Raw genomic sequence first — 17197 nt, 5'->3', positions numbered from 1 at the left:
ACGCAAGGGTTCCGCAACTTGGAAGCGAAGCTTCCAAGTTTTAAGGCAAATACTGTTCCTTATCTTCTTTTTTTGAGTTGTTTGCCGCCACGGGTTCGCCGGATAAGGCTTCTTTTATCTCTTCCAAATCGCGTTCCATTTTTTCCATCTTTTCGGCGATGGCAATGTTTATGCTCACCTCTTTTTTTATCTCTTCCTCCGTTTTCTCCGCCAGTTTCTTTTCCTTGTTCAGACCGGAAAGAATTATTCTGTCGCCGATAAAAAAGGAGACAAACAATCCGGAGCCAAGCAGGATTATAGCACTGGCGCCGACGGAAACAATGCCGTCTATTAGCATATTTTTGTCAAACGGATTTTTGTTCCAAAAAGACAGCGCGTCCGCCATCATCCACACCCCGCGCCAAAGTAAAACAGTCCCAACAGCCCCGATTGTGGCGTAAATAATCGGATGATGGCTTAAATTTGAACGAATTTTATCTTCCGTCTTATCAAAAAATTTTACCGTTTTTTTAATTGTCTTCATTTTTTCCTTTTATTATATATCAAAAAAAATTATAAGTTTCGCGTTATTTATGTTCCACGCCCAGCCGGATTATCTCCCGGGCGATTTTTTCCGCCGCGTCGGCCCGGGCGAACGATTTGGCCGCCTCGCCCATCTCCTTCATCTTTCGCTGGTCTGACACCAGCCTCTCTATTTCCGATAAAAGTATGTGCGGCTTGAGATTTCTTTCTTCTATCACTGTCGCCGCGCCGCTTTTGGCGTAAGCGTAAGCATTCTCCCGCTGATGGTCCTGGGCGGAACTGTTTAAAGGTATGACAATGGCCGGCAGCCCGGAAGCCGCCGTTTCAAAAACAGAAGAAGCTCCGGCGCGGGAAACCACCAGATCGGCCGCCCCGTAGGCCATTCTCATCGAATCAAAATCAAGAGAAGCAAAAAGATGATATCGTGATTTTAGCGGAGAATCTTCCATTATAACGTCCGTTCTCCCTTTAACTTCTTCGTAATTGTTTTTGCCGCACTGATGGATTATCTGGTAGTTCTTTAAAGCTTTCGGCAGAACGTCTATAAAGTTGTCGTTGATGTTTTTGGCGCCCTGGGAACCCCCCATCACCAAAACAATTTTTATTCCGTTTTCCAGATTGAAGAACTCTTTAGCCCCCATTTCGTTTCTGGTAAAAAACTCCGGCCGGACGGGGTTGCCGACAAGAGCCGTTTTATCGGCCGGAAAATATTCCCCGGCTTTGGGAAACGAAATAGCCACTCTTCTGGCGAATTTGCCAGCCCAAAGATTAGCCTTGCCTGGAATGGCGTCCGACTCGTGGATTATCACCGGCACGCCCAAAATTTTGGCCGCCAAGACGACGGGGAAACTTTCGTAGCCGCCTTTGGAAAAAACAACATCGGGAAAATCAAAATACATTTCAAAAACGGCTTTGGCCGTTCCGGGGGCCAGTTTTAACACGTCTATTATATTGAGAAAAGAAAAATATCTCCTTATTTTGCCTGAATATATTTTTTTAAACCTGATTCCATTTTGCAGAAGCTCGTTTTTATCGTAAGGCGACTCGGCCATAAAAACCAAATCCATTTTGGCTATCTTTTCCTGGTCGGCCACCTGATTTAACGCTCTGGCCACCGCTATAAGCGGATAAAAATGCCCTCCCGTCCCTCCGCCCGTTAAAAAAACTTTCATAATTTTGTTGTTAACCCTGTGAAATGTTCCGACATGTCGAAACATTTCACAGGGTAAAATTTTATCTTCTTCTAAATCTTGAGATGTTTAAAAGCACGCCGACTTCCGCCAAAGCCATCATCAGCGCCGTTCCGCCCTTGCTGACGAAAACAAGCGGCACGCCGGTAAGCGGAAACAATCCGACCATGGCCGCGATGTTTATAAACGTTTGCGCCGTTATCATTATAACAATACCTCCGGCCAGCAGTCTAGAAAAGTCGTCCGGCGCCGCGGCGGAAACCATAAATCCGCGCTGGGCGAAAAAAGCGAAGGCGCCTATCAGCAATACACCGCCCAAAAAACCGAATTCTTCGGCAAAAACCGCGAAGATGGAATCGTTTACCGGCTCGGGCAGATAATTGAATTTTTGCGCGCTCATGCCGAACCCTTTGCCGAAAGCTCCTCCCGAACCTATGGCGATAAGCGACTGTCTCAATTGGTATCCGGCCCCTTGCGGGTCGTGCTCCGGATTGAGAAAAACTGTCATCCTGCTCATCCGGTACGGTTCCGTTTTTATCAAAACACCTAAAGATAAAGCGACGACGGCCAAAGCGATTAAAAAATGCTTCCACTTCCCTCCTCCGAGAAAAAAAAGGCCGAGAGAAGACGCCAGCATCACGCTCAACGTCCCCACGTCCTTTTGCAAAACAACTGGCAAAGAAGCGACGGCCGACACCGCTAAAAACGGAATAAAACCTTTTTTAAAATCGCCGATGGGATGTTTTTTGGAGCTGATTAAAGCGGAAAAATAAATCACCAGCCCGAACTTTAATATTTCTGACGGTTGAAAAAATATCGGGCCGTATTTTATCCATCTTCTGGCTCCGCCGTGACTGAAACCTAGCTGGGGAACAAAAACCAAAAAAGACAACACCACCCCCGCCGCGAAAATAAACAAGGAAAATCTGGTCAGCAGTTTGTAGTTCATCTTGACGGCAAGCAAAAAAAGAACGCCGCCGATTCCCAACCCAAAAAACGCCTGCTGCCTGACAATGTCGGAAAACTCCGCCCCGCTCGTTCTTGTCATCATCCCCAGCGACGCCGAAATTAGGATGAAAAATCCGGCCGCCAGCAAAACACACACTGTCCAAAAAAGCCATTTGTCTATTGAGTTTTTTTTCTTCATTGGCGTTTGATTGCTTTTCCGGAAAGATTATTGGTGAACTTTCCGGCCGTTATCACGGCTTCTCCGTTTACGAACACCTCGCTTATGCCCCGCGGATATTTGTAAGGATAATCGTAAGTGGCTTCATCGGCCACTGTTTCCGGGTCAAAGACGACGATGTCCGCCTTTTTGCCGTTTTCCAGCGCCCCTCTGTCTTTCAGACCGACTATTTCCGCCGGTTGGCCGCTCATTTTGCAAAGCGCCTGCTCCCAGGAAAGAATTTTTTTCTTTTTTACGAACATGTCCAGAAACTTCGGAAACGCTCCGAACGACCTCGGATGCGGCAAATCATTTAAATCCAGTTTTGAAAAATCATAGCCCACTCCGTCGGAAGAAATTACGGAATACGGGTCGGCGGCGACGGCGTCAACGTTTCGCTCGGCTATGACTTCGTTGAAAATGGACACCCGTAAATCGTTGGCGGACAGAAGAGTCAGAATCGTCTCCTCTCCGCTTTGACCGGAGTCGACGGCCAGTCTTTCCATCGTTTTTCCGGCGCACTCAATGCCGGCTACGGCCGTGGCTACGATGATTTTGTCGTAATGCAGCGTCATTCGCTTTAAAGAATTTTTAAGGTCATCGCGGCGCTTGTCGGTTTTAGAAGAAAGTATGGAGAGCGCTTCGTCCCGAGAGTATTTTCTGAACCACATCGGTAAAAGCATTAGCAAGCTTGAGCCGGTTTTGCTGTAGGGGAAAAAGTCGTAAGTTATTTTAATGCCGCTTGCTCGGGCGTTGTTGATAAACGCGAGCGCGCCGGAAAACGCGTCCCAGGAGCTTCTCCCTAAAGATTTAAAGTGAGAGATATGCAGCGCGCATTTGGCGGCCCTGGACGTTCCGATAAGCCTGGATATGGCCGGCAGTATGTTTTCTCCTTCGTCTTCAAGATGATGTTTTACCAAAATTGATTGCCCTTCAGCGGCCTTTAATATTTCGACGATATCGGAGTCGTTCATATAGCTTAATTCGGACAGGCCGAAGTTGGTGCTTACGCCAAAAGCGCCTTCCTTTAAAGAATTTTTCAGCAGCAGTTTTATTTTGGCCGTTCTTTGATTTTCTTCCATCACCGCTCTTCTTATGGTATTAAGACCAACGAACGTTCCAAAATTTATTCCAATTCTTCTTTTCTCCATCTCCGTTAGAAATTCTCCCATGGAACGCCAGTTGAAGTTGAGCTTTGAAACATCCACCCATCTTGATATTTCCTTAGCCGAAGATTCGCCCAAAAACGGGGCCAGCGAGGTACCGCAATTGCCGCCAAAAACGGTGGTGACTCCCTGCGCTATAAGGCTTCTTTGAAAAGGCGAGGAAAAAAGCGTCCAATGGGTGTCGGAATGGCCGGTAATGTCTATAAACCCGGGTGTCACGTATTTACCGGAAGCGTCCACGATGTTTTGCGCCGGTTCGTTTCGCAAATCGCCTATTTTTTTTATCTCATCGCCCGATACGCCCACATCGGCGAGAACCGGTTTGTTCCCCTTGCCGTCAAAGACGGTGCCGTTTTTAATTATCAGCGAGTATTTGGACATGCGCGTTTTTAAATTAAACTTAGCTACGCTTTGCCCCACAAAGCCACCACCATACCAGCCATCGCCAAAATTACGCTTATAATCCAGAATCTCATCACCACTTTGTAGGCCGGCCAGCCTTTGGCCTGGAAGTGATGGTGAATGGGAGCGGCCAGAAAAACTTTCCGACCGAAAAATCTTTTAGATAATATCTGAATAATGGAAGAGCCGGACGCGGCAATAAGTGGAAAAGCGATGATGGGCAAAACCACCACCGTGTCCGTCAGAAACGCCACCGCCACTAACGCCGTGGTCAGTCCGAGGATTCCGGTTTCTCCCATATAAAATCGGGCCGGCGGAATATTAAACCAAAGGAAAGCCAGAATCCCGCCCATGATGATTCCGCAAAAAGCGGCCAAATCAAGCTGGTTTTGAAAGTAAGCAATGCCGCCGTACGCCGCGAAGATGGCGGCAAAAATTCCTCCGGACAAACCATCCAGGCCGTCTATCACTCCGCCGGTAAAAATCGCCACCATGACAAAAATAAAAAACGGGATAAAAAACAAACCAAGAACGAATTCTCCGACGAAAGGAATATGAATCCCGCTCATTCCCAGTTTATAATAAAACCAGAGCGCTCCGGCCAAGCCTATAATAAAAACCATACCTATCCTCTTGGAGAAACTGATTCCCCCGCCGTTGTATTTGCCTTTGCCGAACACCACCAGCAAATCGTCAGCCAGGCCGAGCAGAGAACCGGCGATAAGCCCGAATATGGGAATCCAGGTCTGGTTGCGGCTTAAGAAATTGAGTTTTTGATTGAGTTCAAGAGGAGAAAGTTTTGACAGGCCGTAAAACAAAATCGTTATTAAAAGGGCGCTGCCCCAGATTAAAACTCCGCCCATGCGCGGCGTGCCGACGTCTTTGTCTTTGTACAGCTCGCTGGTGATGACCGCCGCGTCGCCGGAAAAAGTTTTGGTCCTGACCGACTTCTTCCACATTTTGTATTTGTAAAGATAATGGGTCAGAAGCGGCGTAACGGCCATGCCTATCAAGAACGAAAAAGCCGACAAACCGAAAATTTTTAAAATATTTAAAGCCATTGGAGCAGTAGGCGGGCGCGCCCCGCTTTGCTTAATCATACCAAAAAACGGCCGTAATGTAATGATGTGAACAACTTAAGTTAAGCCATATAAAACACTGACCACCAAGGACTCTCCTTGATATGCATTTTAAGGTGAGTCCTTGGTGTCTCTTAACTCATTCAATTTTTTATTGCCCGTTTCGTAATCCGGCAGCTCTTGCGGATTGTTCAATCCAAGGTGTCTTAAAAGAAACATCGACGGTTTATAAACGGAAACGCGCAAACCGGAGGTATTCTCTCCTCCGCCGGATTGATTTTCTTTGTCCACCAAACCCCTTAACGACAAATTTCTTAAGATGTAGGAAGAATTGACTCCGCGGATGTAATCCACTTCTTCTCTCGTCGCCCGTCCTTTGTAAATTATTATGGAAAGCGTTTCCAGGGCAGCCTTGCTCAAATCGGAATTAAACTCCTCGCCGGAAACTTTTTTGGCCAGTTCGGAAAGTTCCGGCGCCGTGGCCAGCGCCGCCGTGTCGCCGTTTCGGACAAGTCTTACTCCCCTGTTCGCAAGATCAACCGCTAATTTTTCCAAAGCGGCAAAAATATCTTCCTCCGTGGCGCCGATAATTTTGGCCAGCCATTTGGCGCTCGCCGGTTCGCCTTTCAAAAATAAAACCGCCTCAATTTTTTTCTCCAGTTCATTGCCCATTTTTTTGTATTTCTATCTTATCAAATAAATTGTCCTGGTTCACGGCCACGGCCCCTTGTTTGGCCAGTTCCAGAAGCGCGAGAAAACTTACGATTATTTCCATCTTTAATAAACCCAGCTCGTTTTTATCGCGACAGTTCGCTCCGGAAAAATCACTGAAGCAGATTTTAAAACTTTCCTGCACTCTTTGTACCAGTTCGGTAATTTTTTCTTCTAGTTTTATCGCCTTCTCCACCCTTGCTTCGGGTAAAATTTCTTTGCTGTTTTCCGGCAGATTGTTCAAAACCGCGGCAATAGAAGCGGCGACGGCAGATAAAGAAAGATTGGACGAAATTTCGTTTTTAAATTCAAGAGTCGGATAAAAATCCCGCCCGAACATCGGATTTTTTCCAAAACAGGTCGTAATATGCGGCATCAACTCGCGTAAAAATTCGTAAAGCTCCAGCCGCCTTTCCAAGTCGCCGATGCTTTGTTCTTCTTCTGCCGTCAATTCCAGCGTGGGAAGAAGCGAACGTGATTTTATCAGCATCAGAATTGAAGCCGTTTCCAAAAACGAAGCCGCGTCGCGCGCCGGAAATTCGGCCAGATTTTTTACCGCGTCCAGATATTGCGAGGCGATTTCGGCCAGCGAAACTTCGCCCACCGGCATCTTTTTCTTCTCTATCAATTCAAGCAACAACCCGAACGGCCCTTCAAAGTTGTGAGTTTTGACTAGGTGCATAAAAGATATTTATTTCCCCCACCATTCTTGGCTCTTGACTGCATTTTTTTACTTTTGTGAATAAAATATTGACATATAACAACTGACTGGTATGCTTTAAGTAAGGAGTAAGACCTCTTGCGTTGGGGTACCGAACGGCGCCCCGTCAAAGCAAGGGGCTTTCTTTTTTTACGGGAACAATAATCGCTCATCGACGATTTTATTTTTTATAATTTCATAAAACTCATAATCACCTTTTTCGTATTTTCTGAAAATCGACCAAGAAATAAAATCCACCGCTTGCAGAGATTTGTTTTCATGAGATGAGTGTAAAACAACTGAAAATCCTCCATCGCGGCGTTTTTTCATTGAAGTAGTCAGGTAATTAATAAAATTTTCTCTAAGATGATTTTTGGTATCTTTCCGGTCTGCAAAAAGATTGATTGCTTCTTTGGGTTTTAAAATTTCTTTCGTATACAGTCGATCAAGCAGAATGTTTGCCGTGTAATTATACAAATAATTTTTTTGATTTTGCAGATCAATATAAACTTTTTGTTTGTTTAAAATCACACAAGATACTTTCAAATTTTCAATTTTAGCCAATTCAGAAAGCATCCGCTTGCGCGTAACATTATCGGCATGATAGGCGTGCAATTCTCCAAGTTGTTTGTGTCTCTTTTTTAACGGCCGCCATATTTTTTTAGTTACTCGTTCTAATGATCGGGCATTTTGCGTCATGGCGATAGTAAAAACAAACCACTTGCTTGATTTTTTCTTGAAACCTAAATCCCCGCTTTCGTCTAAAAATATGTAGGCCATGGCCATTTTTCTTAATACTTTGTGACCCTATGGGGATTTGGCCACAACTAATTTTTTGTTTTTGGTCACAAGTTGCTAAGTATAATTTTTCGCTTCGCTCAAATTATACGTAAGCACTTGCGACCCCAGCTCGCGGCCTCGCCTGCTGGCTCGGCATCGCTCCGCTTTCAAAAAGCTAAAAAAGTGAAGCAGTTCACTTTTTTTACGCTTTTTGACCCTACGGGGATTCGAACCCCGGTTTCATCCGTGAGAGGGATGCGTCCTGGACCGGGCTAGACGATAGGGCCGGATAAATAAAACCAATATAACAATAGCAAAACAGGGCTAAAAAACAAATCCCCTCGTCGAAACCGGACTTCGACGAGGGGTTGCGGCGGGTCCTAACCCTTGCCGCCAAAATAAAGAGGAGTTACAAAAAAACGGCGACCGGTATCAGACCCTTCGCACCAAATATTTATCGGATCGTAACCGGTATATAACACACCTTGCCTATTGGCAGTAATTATAACGCTCGTGCCTTTTTCAATCAGCAAGCCATCGCCACCGAAATCACAAACTGTGACCTCGGCGTTTTTCCTGCACCTGAACTCCCGGACTGTTCCATCACTCCCCTGCACCAACAGTTTCAATCCTTTTATTTTCCGGGGAATAAAGAATTTTTTAATCCTGACATCCTCACTTGACTCTTCCGGAACTTCATATTGCAGAGCTCCGAAAGAAGAGGCTTGCACCTCATTAATTGTTCCAATGGCAACGTCGGTTTTTATTATTTTTTCGTTGCCGATTATCGGCGAGAAACCTCTAACTTCCGCCGATGTGCCGTTGGGCCAACTAATGCTCGCCCCCGTCACATTGCAGGACAACGTAATATCCGCGTAAGTAGCCATATCATTGTTCATAACTGCGGCTACGGTCATTTTTATCCGCTTCCGAAAATGGATTATGTTCCATCCCTCAACAGGATATAAAGTCACAAAATCATTTCCGGAACCGGAATAAAATCCCCGCCCGACAATCCTGCCTACTTCAATATCATCCACGCCTTTTGATTGCTCCAGAATCAGAACAACTTGATTGATAGCCGAGCTCATGGCGCTTATGCCAATTATCTGCAGTGATAAATTTTGCAGCATAGCCGGCCTTTTTTCAATTTCCGGAGTGACCGGCTTCATTACCAGGCTCGTGAGCGACGCAACTTCTCGCCCATAGACATTTTCTTCAATCGGCTGGATGTCGGCCGATTTTATCCTCACATAGCCGATTGAATCGGCAAAAACCTGTGCAGACATTAAAAACAAAACAAAAACGACAAAAGACTGGAAAAAGGTCTTTTTCATTTACTCTCCTCTCCTTTTTTAAAGGTCTAACAAACAATTTAATCAATTCGCGCGAATTGATTTACTGCGGCTATTTAAGCATATTTAGCAACAAAATGTCAAGTTTTACCGTTTCTGCCACTCTTTTTCCTGTCTTACCAGAAGTTCTTCTTTGAGCTCCGGATTGGCCATTATTTTTTCCACCGTTTTTTCCATCCTGGCCGATTGGGAACCTTTTACCAGGACAAAATCCCCTTTCTCCAAAATACATTTCAAGGCCTCGCCCGCTTCCGCGGAGTCTGGAAACTCAAAAATTTTTCCGGCGTCAAAACCTTTTTCCAGCGCGCCTTCGGCGATGAATTTTGCTTTCTCTCCGACGATAAAAATTACGTCTATGCCGCTTTTTGAGGCGTAAGCGCCGGCCTTGCGGTGCTCTTCTTCGCTGTATTGCCCCAGCTCCATCATCGGGCCGAAGACGGCTATTTTCCTTTTGGCTTTTATTTCGCTCATCACTTCCAGCGCCGCCGCCAAAGCCAAGGGTGAAGAGTTGTAAGTGTCGTCAAAAATATAAGAACCGTTTATTCCTTCCAGAAGATTGAGCCTGCCCGGCACCGGCTTCATTTTAGAAACCGCTTCCGCCGCTTTTACCGGATTAACGCCCAAAGAAACGGCCGCGGCAAACGCCGCCAGCGCCGCGTAAACATTATGCTGCCCGAACAGCCCGTTCAGCCTCGCCGGGATAATGCTTCCCTCCGATTCAATTTTAAAAGTAACCCCTTCAAAAGTCATTTTATAATTGGAGGCTCTAATGTCCGCTTCTGGAGAAAATCCAAAGGTCAACGTTTTGGTTTTGTTTTTCATTTTTCCGGAAAAAGAGGCCAGTGTTTCGTCGTCGGCGTTTAAAATCACCGTGCCATTTTCTTTTGTCGCCAAGGCCAATTTCAGTTTCTCCTTAATCAGTTCTTTGGCGTCCTGGAAATATTCCACGTGCACCGGCGCGTCGCCCACGGCGGTGACAACGGCCACGTCCGGTCTCACCCACGAAACGGCATGTTCCATGTCTTTGGGCCGGTCAACACCCATCTCCAGCGCCAGAATTTCTGGATATTTTCTTGCGAACAAAATCACTCCCGCGCCCTTCGCCATCACCTTTATCCAGGAAAGCAAGCTGTTCCAGCCGCTTTTGGCGCCGATTATCGCCAGCGGCAAGCCTATCTCGCTGTTATAGCTCTTGGCGCTCTTGCCGACGTTGAAACTGCTTTCCAACGCTAAAGCTACCGCCTCTTTAGTGGAAGTTTTGCCGACCGTTCCGGTGACGGCCACTATTTTAGGATTGAATTTTTTAAGAATTGCTTTCGCTTCTTTTCTCAGTATTGATGTTATTATTTTTTTAAGAATTTTTTTAATCATCAGTTTTGACTTTTGCGTTTTGAATTTTGACTTTCTTTTACCTATCCGGCGGAACCTCGTAATAATTGAGCAAAAACTTGGTAATGTCCATAAACGGTTCCGTAAGGGAGTGCGCCGCGTATTTTACGCCCTGCGGTTTGAGTATGTAAATAAATGCCAGAAACTTCGGGTTATAAGCCGGAGCATACCCGAAGAATGTGTGCAGATATTCCTCCTCCAAATAACCGCCTCCGGAGGAAGCTATCTGGGCCGTACCGGTTTTGGCCGCCACGCTGTAACGATCCAGCTTATATTGTCCTTGCAGCAACGCTTTGTCAACCACATTCACCAGCATTTTGGTTATCTCTTCGGCGGTTTCTTTTTTAATCGGTTGCCTCGATTCCGTTGGCGCATTCTCTCTGTTTTTTAAACCATTGACTATTTCTTCTTTGACGATATACGGTTTCATAATAACGCCGCCATTAGCCAGGCTGGATAACGCGACGGTTATCTCCAAAGGGGTGACGGCGATTCCCTGGCCGAAGGAGGCCGTGGCATATTCTATGTCATTTTTGCCGTTTATCAGATTGGAAAGCTTGCCGGAAACTTCCCTCGGCAAATCCACGCCGGTTTTTTCCGACAAGCCGAAGTCCAGCAAATAGCGGAGAAATTTCTCCTTGCCGGTTTTCTGCATGGCAAACACCGCGCCGGTGTTGAGCGAATCGTCCAGAACTTTCTGCATATTGACGAACCCCCTGGCTTTGCCGTCGTAATTTTTTATCCTGGCGTTTTTAAAGTCAACAAAGCCCTTGTCTTCGTAAGTGGTGGAAGCGGTGATACTGCCGCTGTCTATGGCCGCCGCGATTGTCAGCGGTTTCATTATGGAACCCATCTCAAACACGCTTTCCACGTTCGGATTCATGAAAACGGAAAAATCTTTGACCTTGGAATAATTGTTCGGGTCAAAGTCCGGCTTGGCCGCCATGGCGATTATCTCTCCCGTTTTCGGATCAAGTATGATTCCTCCGGCAATCTCCCCTTTATGTTTCTTTATTGCTTTTTCTAAACTCTTTTCCAGCGCGGACTGCGCCATCGGCTCCATCGTAGTGACAATGTCTCCGTTTCCGAGGTTGCCGGCGATGAGTCTTTTCACGTCGGAAAAAATCTGGGTGAACGAATTGGCGAAGCCATTTCCGCCGCCGTCCCTATTGAGTAAATCGTCGTAGCGAGCCTCCAGCCCGTAGCGGCCGACAAGTTTGTCGCCGTCGTACCCGACGAATCCCAGCGCGTGCGAAGCCAGATTTTCCGCCGGATAATATCGGTAGGTGTCCGGCTCCGCCGCCACTCCGGTTATCTTCAGCCTGTTTATTTCGTCCGCCTGTTCTTCGCTTAATTTTTTCGCCATGACTTTTCTGCCCGCGTCTTCCGCCGACGCTTGAGCCATAAAATCTTTTTGCCCGATTTCAAAAACGGCGGAAAGGCCGGAGTAAGCTTTTCCGGCGTCGGTTATTCTTTTCGGATAAACAACCAGCTGGTAGTCTTCTTTGACGGCGGCGGCCGACATCAGACTTCCGTCTTTGTCGCTGAAGTATATTGAGCCGCGGTTGAAGTTGCGGCCCGACGCGTTGTATTGTTTTTTGGCAAGTCCGTCGTAATATTCACCGTTGATTATTTGGACAAAAAACAGGCGGCCGGAAATGATAACCGCCACGCAAAGAAACAAAAAATAAACAAACCCGGCTCTCGCCTTAAAATTTCCTTTCATTCCGGTTAGTGCGAATTATAAACGGCCTCGGCCCTAGCGCGAAGCCAATGACTCAAATCGCGAGGCGTAAGCCATTTCCCCGGTTTTGTCGGCAAAACCGAGCTCCTCGGCGTAGTCCATGTCCAGCGCGCCGGAAATTTCCAGATATTTTTCCTCCAATTCTATTTTTTGCTTTTCCGTCTCGGCAATTTCGGCCAAAGCTTTCTTCTCCTCAACGGCCGAAGAAACCAACGAGCCGAGCAGATAAGTGTAGAGCGCGACCATTACGAAAACAGCCGCTATGAGAAATTTGAAAGCGGCCGGTTTGGCGCCGTCCTGCCGCGATGTTCGCGATAAATTTTTTATTGCTTGTGTCATTTTATTTTTTCTATGATTCTTAGTTTGGCGCTCCTTGATCTGGGATTGCTCAATCTTTCTTCCTCGCTTGCCGTTATTGGTTTTTTGTCGATGAGCGCGCCTTCTCCGAGCAAGGCTTTTTCTTTAAAAAAGTTTTTAACTATCCTGTCCTCCAAAGAATGAAACGATATGGCCGCCGCTCTGCCGCCGATGTTCAGCCTATCCCAGGCTTTTTCCAGCCCTTCTTTGGCGGCGTTCAACTCGTCGTTGACGGCAATCCTTAAGGCCTGGAAAGTTCTGGTGGCGCAATTTACGCGACCTCTCCGGTAAAAACCGGGAACGCTTTCCCTGATTACGTCAACCAGCTCCAGCGTCGTTTCTATCGGCTTGATTTCCCTACGGCGTACGATGTTCGCGGCTATCCGGCGGCTGAACCTTTCCTCCCCGTAAGTCCTGATGATGTTCTCCAGTTCTTCCTCTCTCCAATCGTTGACGATTTCCCTTGCCGTTAAGTCTCCGTGCTCGGGGTTGGACTTCATAGTCATTAAAAGCGGCTCGTCTTTTTGGAAAGAAAAACCGCGGCCGGATTCGTCTATCTGGACGGAGCTCATCCCGAGGTCAAACAGAAACGCATCCGCCTTGGCGATTCCAAAAGAGTCCATCAGTCCGTCCAACTCGCGGAAGTTTCCTACGGCCAGTTTGGCGTTCTGCCAGAGTCGTTCGCCGGAAGTTTTTCTTTTCAACTCTTCAAGAACTTTCTCGTCCCGGTCTATGCCGAGCAGTACGCCGTTCTCCCCTATCGCCTCCAATATCTTTGAAGAGTGGCCGCCGCCGTTGATGGTGGCGTCCACGGCCACGGCTCCCGGCTTAAGGTTCAAGCCCGATATTGTTTCATTCAAAAGTACAGGAATGTGCATCTCAATAGACTCCAAGTTCGCCCAGTTTTTCCGCCAAAGCGTCGGCCTGATTTTCTATCCTCGCTTTGTGTTCGTCCCAGTTCTTCTCGTTCCAGATTTCCAGCTTCTTGTATAAACCGGCGATGACTACTTTTTCGCTTAACTCGGCAAACTCTTTAAGATAATCCGGGATAAGTATTCTGCCCAAGGCGTCTATTTCCACTTCCGCCGCTCCCGAAAGCAACACTCTCAAAAAATTTCTGTTGTCGGCGGAGCCTGTCGGAAGCTGGCTAAGCCTTTCCGCCACCTTCTCCCATTCGCTGACAGGATAAAGCAGAAGGCACTTCTCCTGTCCCCTGGTAATTACCGCCTTTTCCCCTATCTCTCTCCGGAACTTGGCGGGAACCGCCACTCTTTTTTTGGCGTCTATGTTGTGCCTGTATTCGCCTATGAGCATATAAAGTTATCCACAGAACTACCCACTTTCACCCACAATGATAATACTATACACCACTTTGCAATATATACGCAAATAAAAAGGTGTGGATAACTCCACACCTTTAAGAAAATTGGTCTAAAGAAGATTACTTCGGCCGCATGGTTGGGAACAATATCACTTCTTTGATATTGTGCGCGTCGGTAAAAATCATTATCAAACGGTCCACGCCGAGGCCCAAACCGGCCGCCGGAGGCATGCCGTACTCCATCGCCTCCAGATAATCTTCGTCACTAGGGGAAACTTCTTTATCGCCCCGTTCTTTCGCCTTATCCTGTTCTTTAAATCTCTCTTTTTGATCTATCGGATCATTTAACTCGGAAAAGGCGTTGACGATTTCGTACCCTCCGACAACCAACTGGAAGCGGTCTATCAAATCGGGGTTGTTTTCCTTCCTCTTGGCCAAAGGCGAAGCGCCCGCCGGATAGTCGGTAATGAACACTGGCTGGATGAGCTTGGGACGGCATACTTTTTTGTAAATATTGTCCATTACTTTTTCTTTTGTCTCAAAACTTTCCACTTTTATCCCGAGCTGTTCCGCTTTTTTGGCGTAGTCCTCCCTGGAAGCCGTCTCGACGTTTTTCATCTCCGCCATCTCTTTGAACAGGTCAAAATACTTCACCCGCGCGAATTTGCCGGAAAAAGAAATTGTGTTTTCTCCGAATTTTACCTCGCTCTCTCCGATAGAATTTTTAACGATATTCTTCAAAAACTCTTCCGTAAAGTTCATCAGGTAATCCGCGTCGCGGTAGGCCTCGTAAACCTCCAGCATCGTAAACTCTGGATTGTGGGTGGCGTCTATGCCCTCGTTTCTAAAGTTGCGGGAAAGTTCGTAAACCTTGGCGAATCCGCCGACCAACAGCCGCTTCAGGTAAAGTTCCGGCGCTATGCGCAGATATAAATCAATATCCAAGGCGTTGTGGTGAGTCTTAAACGGCTCCGCCGTCGCCCCTCCGGCCAAAGTCTGCAAAACGGGCGTCTCCGCTTCCAGAAAGCCTTTTTCGTTCAAATATTTTCTTATCTCCCCGACAACTTTTGACCGCAGCAAAAATCTTTTTCTCACGTCTTCGTTCATCAGCAAGTCCAGATACCTTCTCCTGAATCTTTCTTCCGTGTCGGAAAGGCCGTGCCATTTTTCCGGCAAGGGCCGCAGGCTCTTGGCCGCCATTTCCCAGGCGGAAACTTTGACGCTTTTTTCCTGTTTTTTGGTCAAAAAAGCGGCGCCCGCGACTTCAACAAAATCTCCGATGTCCGCGTTTTCAAAAAAAAGATTAAACAGCGGCTCGCCGATCTCGTCCTTTTTTATGTAGGCCTGGATTTTACCCCCTCCGTCCTGCAAATCAAAAAAAACCGAACCGCCGTGCGCCCTTATGGCCATAATCCGTCCGGCCGTCTTGATTTCTTTGCCCTCTGCCGCAAGCCGGTCAAAATCGCCCAAAATGTCTTTTATCTCAAAATCCTTGGAAACGGAAACAGGATAAGGATTTATTCCCTTTTCTTTAAGATTATTTAATTTTTTCAGTCTCTCCCCTCTTATTTCCTCAAAAGTGCTCATGATATTTCTTCCAAAGAATATTCCGCCGTCCCGCCCGGGGTGACGACTTTTATTTTGTCTCCTTTTTTCTTCCCGATAATCGCGGCGCCCAAAGGGCTTTTGTGGGAAATTTTTCCGGCGGCGATGTCAGCTTCCTCCTGGCCGACGACGACGTATTTTTTCTCGCCGCCCGAAGGCAGCTTTTTCAAAACCACGGTTGTGCCGAGCTGGACGGTTGAACCGGAAGATTTCTCCACAATAACGGCTCTTTTGATAATATCTTCCAGCTTGGCGATTCTGTCTTCAAGCAGAGATTGCGCCTCCAGCGATTCTTTATATTCGGCGTTCTCCGACAAGTCGCCGAGGCTTTTGGCGAACTTCAGCCGTTCGGCCACTTCTTTTCTTTTATCCGTTTTTAAAATCTCCAGCTCCTTTTCAATTTTTTCCAAACCTTCTTTGCTCAAATATTCACTGTTCATAAGGATAATATATCACGAAGCGAGATTTATTAAAACTGATAAGAAGTTAAGACATCGGATGTCCAAGTGGTTACAACCCCTCTTTCTTCAGCTCCTCAATAATCTCCTTAGCTTTGCGGGAGATTTTTTTCGGCGTTTTCACCAGAATTCTTATCATTAAGTCGCCCCTGCCCCGAGAGCCGGCAGACTGTCCGAACGGCACGCCCTTGCCCCGGACCCTTAAAATTTCCCCCGAATCTATTCCCGCCGGAATTTTGACGCTGATGGCGCCGTCCAGAGTGGCAATTTCTTTTTCCGCCCCGAGCAACGACTCGGAAATTCTTATTTCCATATCCATCGTCAGATTGCTTCCGTCGCGGCGGAAAACCGGGTGTTTCCCGACGTTTATCTTAACGTACAAATCACCCGGAGAACCGCCGGAAACCGCCTCGCCCATCATCGGCATGTTTATCACCTCGCCTTCTCTGATTCCCGCCGGAATCTTCACCGTGATTTCTTCGCTTTTTTTAACGACACCCCTGCCGCCGCAGACCGAACATTTTTTGGAGGGCACGCTTCCGCGTCCGCCGCATTTGGCACACTCCTTCATAGAGGAAATATTGCCGAAAATAGTTCTTCGGGATTCGTGCACTCGTCCGGCGCCCTGGCAGGCCTGGCATTTCTCCAGCTCATATCCTTCTTCAGCGCCGGAACCTTTGCATGAAGCGCAGACGGATGTTTTAGATAGGACTATTTTCCTCTCGACACCAAACACCGCCTCTTCAAAAGAAATTCCCAGATCAACGGCGATATCCGCGCCTCTTTTCGTCCTCGCCCTCCTGGCGCCCGTTTGTCCGCCGAAAAAACTTTCAAAAATATCTCCGAAATCAAAACCGAAATCGCGCCCGCCCATGCCGGAAAATCCGCCGAAGTCAAAGCCCTGACCGCCGAAGCCGTAACCGCCGGCCCCGCCGTCAAAAGTCCTGCCGTAAGTGTCATAGTCCGCCCTTTTCTGGTCGTCCTGCAATATCTGATACGCTTCGCTGACTTCTTTGAATTTTTTTTCGTCGCCGGAGGTTTTGTTGTCCGGATGATATTTATGAGCCAGCTTGCGGTAAGCTTTTTTGATGTCTTCTTTTGAGGCGTTCCTGGAAACGCCAAGTAGTTCGTAATAATCCTTCATAAATTAGGTTGTAGGTTGTAGAAATTAGGTTGTAGAAATTTTAGAATTTCCTAAAAAGCTACAAGCTAATTCCTAAAGCCTGATTTTACTTCTTTTCCTCAAAGTCCGC

17 protein-coding genes and 1 tRNA gene are annotated in these 17197 nt (G+C 47.0%); all 18 read right to left on the bottom strand.

The window, feature by feature from the left end; all coding sequences use genetic code 11:
* Positions 1–40: 40 nt before the first annotated feature.
* Positions 41–523, bottom strand: a complete 483-nt coding sequence (locus HUT38_02930; protein NUQ57412.1) for a hypothetical protein — start codon at positions 521–523, stop codon at positions 41–43.
* A gap of 43 nt (positions 524–566) precedes the next feature.
* On the bottom strand, positions 567–1694 hold the full coding sequence (gene murG, locus HUT38_02925; protein ID NUQ57411.1) for an undecaprenyldiphospho-muramoylpentapeptide beta-N-acetylglucosaminyltransferase: 1128 nt from the start codon (positions 1692–1694) through the stop codon (positions 567–569).
* Between the two features lie 61 nt (positions 1695–1755).
* A complete protein-coding gene (locus HUT38_02920) occupies positions 1756–2859 on the bottom strand; it encodes a cell division protein FtsW (GenBank protein ID NUQ57410.1) in 1104 nt (367 codons plus the stop codon).
* A complete protein-coding gene (locus HUT38_02915) occupies positions 2856–4424 on the bottom strand; it encodes an amidohydrolase family protein (protein NUQ57409.1) in 1569 nt (522 codons plus the stop codon). Before HUT38_02915 ends, HUT38_02920 begins: the two co-directional genes overlap by 4 nt.
* 23 nt (positions 4425–4447) lie before the next feature.
* Positions 4448–5506, bottom strand: a complete 1059-nt coding sequence (locus tag HUT38_02910) for a hypothetical protein (GenBank protein NUQ57408.1) — start codon at positions 5504–5506, stop codon at positions 4448–4450.
* Positions 5507–5635: 129 nt separating this feature from the next.
* Positions 5636–6196 (bottom strand): SMC-Scp complex subunit ScpB, encoded by a 561-nt coding sequence (locus HUT38_02905; GenBank protein NUQ57407.1) that lies wholly within the window; start codon positions 6194–6196, stop codon positions 5636–5638.
* Positions 6186–6917 (bottom strand): segregation/condensation protein A, encoded by a 732-nt coding sequence (locus HUT38_02900; protein ID NUQ57406.1) that lies wholly within the window; start codon positions 6915–6917, stop codon positions 6186–6188. Before HUT38_02900 ends, HUT38_02905 begins: the two co-directional genes overlap by 11 nt.
* A 168-nt stretch (positions 6918–7085) precedes the next feature.
* A complete protein-coding gene (locus HUT38_02895; protein ID NUQ57405.1) occupies positions 7086–7715 on the bottom strand; it encodes a DUF3800 domain-containing protein in 630 nt (209 codons plus the stop codon).
* A 212-nt stretch (positions 7716–7927) separates the two neighbouring features.
* A tRNA-Glu gene (locus HUT38_02890) sits at positions 7928–8002 on the bottom strand.
* Positions 8003–8095: 93 nt separating this feature from the next.
* Complete coding sequence (locus HUT38_02885) at positions 8096–9052, bottom strand: hypothetical protein (GenBank protein ID NUQ57404.1); 957 nt, start codon at positions 9050–9052, stop codon at positions 8096–8098.
* 105 nt (positions 9053–9157) lie between these two features.
* Positions 9158–10441: a UDP-N-acetylmuramoyl-tripeptide--D-alanyl-D-alanine ligase gene (locus HUT38_02880; protein ID NUQ57403.1), complete on the bottom strand. Its 1284-nt coding sequence runs from the start codon at positions 10439–10441 to the stop codon at positions 9158–9160.
* 37 nt (positions 10442–10478) lie between these two features.
* Complete coding sequence (locus HUT38_02875; GenBank protein NUQ57402.1) at positions 10479–12185, bottom strand: penicillin-binding protein 2; 1707 nt, start codon at positions 12183–12185, stop codon at positions 10479–10481.
* A gap of 33 nt (positions 12186–12218) precedes the next feature.
* The gene (locus tag HUT38_02870) at positions 12219–12542 is read right to left on the bottom strand and encodes a hypothetical protein (GenBank protein ID NUQ57401.1); all 324 of its coding nucleotides are present in this window, start codon (positions 12540–12542) and stop codon (positions 12219–12221) included.
* Entirely contained in the window at positions 12539–13444 is a 906-nt protein-coding gene (gene rsmH / locus HUT38_02865) for a 16S rRNA (cytosine(1402)-N(4))-methyltransferase RsmH (GenBank protein NUQ57400.1), read from the bottom strand. Before rsmH ends, HUT38_02870 begins: the two co-directional genes overlap by 4 nt.
* Positions 13440–13874, bottom strand: coding sequence for a division/cell wall cluster transcriptional repressor MraZ (gene mraZ / locus HUT38_02860; GenBank protein NUQ57399.1), 435 nt, complete (start codon positions 13872–13874; stop codon positions 13440–13442). The genes rsmH and mraZ overlap by 5 nt, the downstream gene beginning before the upstream one ends.
* A gap of 127 nt (positions 13875–14001) precedes the next feature.
* Positions 14002–15468, bottom strand: coding sequence for a lysine--tRNA ligase (gene lysS / locus HUT38_02855; protein ID NUQ57398.1), 1467 nt, complete (start codon positions 15466–15468; stop codon positions 14002–14004).
* Entirely contained in the window at positions 15465–15926 is a 462-nt protein-coding gene (gene greA / locus HUT38_02850) for a transcription elongation factor GreA (protein NUQ57397.1), read from the bottom strand. Before greA ends, lysS begins: the two co-directional genes overlap by 4 nt.
* Before the next feature lie 70 nt (positions 15927–15996).
* Positions 15997–17088: a molecular chaperone DnaJ gene (gene dnaJ, locus HUT38_02845; GenBank protein NUQ57396.1), complete on the bottom strand. Its 1092-nt coding sequence runs from the start codon at positions 17086–17088 to the stop codon at positions 15997–15999.
* Positions 17089–17197 lie beyond the last annotated feature (109 nt).

Origin of the sequence: Candidatus Paceibacter sp., from assembly GCA_013360865.1 — a bacterium.
Classification (GTDB): domain Bacteria; phylum Patescibacteriota; class Minisyncoccia; order UBA9983; family UBA9983; genus SURF-57.
This window is presented reverse-complemented; position numbering and strand designations above follow the sequence as displayed.

Bases quoted from the DNA above. Each gene is read 5' to 3' on its own strand.
- HUT38_02905 (NUQ57407.1), bottom strand. From the start codon at position 6,196: ATGGGCAATGAACTGGAGAAAAAAATTGAGGCGGTTTTATTTTTGAAA.
- greA (NUQ57397.1), bottom strand. From the start codon at position 15,926: ATGAACAGTGAATATTTGAGCAAAGAAGGTTTGGAAAAAATTGAAAAG.
- HUT38_02910 (NUQ57408.1), bottom strand. From the start codon at position 5,506: ATGGCTTTAAATATTTTAAAAATTTTCGGTTTGTCGGCTTTTTCGTTC.
- HUT38_02880 (NUQ57403.1), bottom strand. From the start codon at position 10,441: ATGATTAAAAAAATTCTTAAAAAAATAATAACATCAATACTGAGAAAA.
- HUT38_02930 (NUQ57412.1), bottom strand. From the start codon at position 523: ATGAAGACAATTAAAAAAACGGTAAAATTTTTTGATAAGACGGAAGAT.
- HUT38_02895 (NUQ57405.1), bottom strand. From the start codon at position 7,715: ATGGCCTACATATTTTTAGACGAAAGCGGGGATTTAGGTTTCAAGAAA.
- dnaJ (NUQ57396.1), bottom strand. From the start codon at position 17,088: ATGAAGGATTATTACGAACTACTTGGCGTTTCCAGGAACGCCTCAAAA.
- murG (NUQ57411.1), bottom strand. From the start codon at position 1,694: ATGAAAGTTTTTTTAACGGGCGGAGGGACGGGAGGGCATTTTTATCCG.
- lysS (NUQ57398.1), bottom strand. From the start codon at position 15,468: ATGAGCACTTTTGAGGAAATAAGAGGGGAGAGACTGAAAAAATTAAAT.
- HUT38_02920 (NUQ57410.1), bottom strand. From the start codon at position 2,859: ATGAAGAAAAAAAACTCAATAGACAAATGGCTTTTTTGGACAGTGTGT.
- HUT38_02915 (NUQ57409.1), bottom strand. From the start codon at position 4,424: ATGTCCAAATACTCGCTGATAATTAAAAACGGCACCGTCTTTGACGGC.
- HUT38_02870 (NUQ57401.1), bottom strand. From the start codon at position 12,542: ATGACACAAGCAATAAAAAATTTATCGCGAACATCGCGGCAGGACGGC.
- HUT38_02900 (NUQ57406.1), bottom strand. From the start codon at position 6,917: ATGCACCTAGTCAAAACTCACAACTTTGAAGGGCCGTTCGGGTTGTTG.
- mraZ (NUQ57399.1), bottom strand. From the start codon at position 13,874: ATGCTCATAGGCGAATACAGGCACAACATAGACGCCAAAAAAAGAGTG.
- HUT38_02885 (NUQ57404.1), bottom strand. From the start codon at position 9,052: ATGAAAAAGACCTTTTTCCAGTCTTTTGTCGTTTTTGTTTTGTTTTTA.
- HUT38_02875 (NUQ57402.1), bottom strand. From the start codon at position 12,185: ATGAAAGGAAATTTTAAGGCGAGAGCCGGGTTTGTTTATTTTTTGTTT.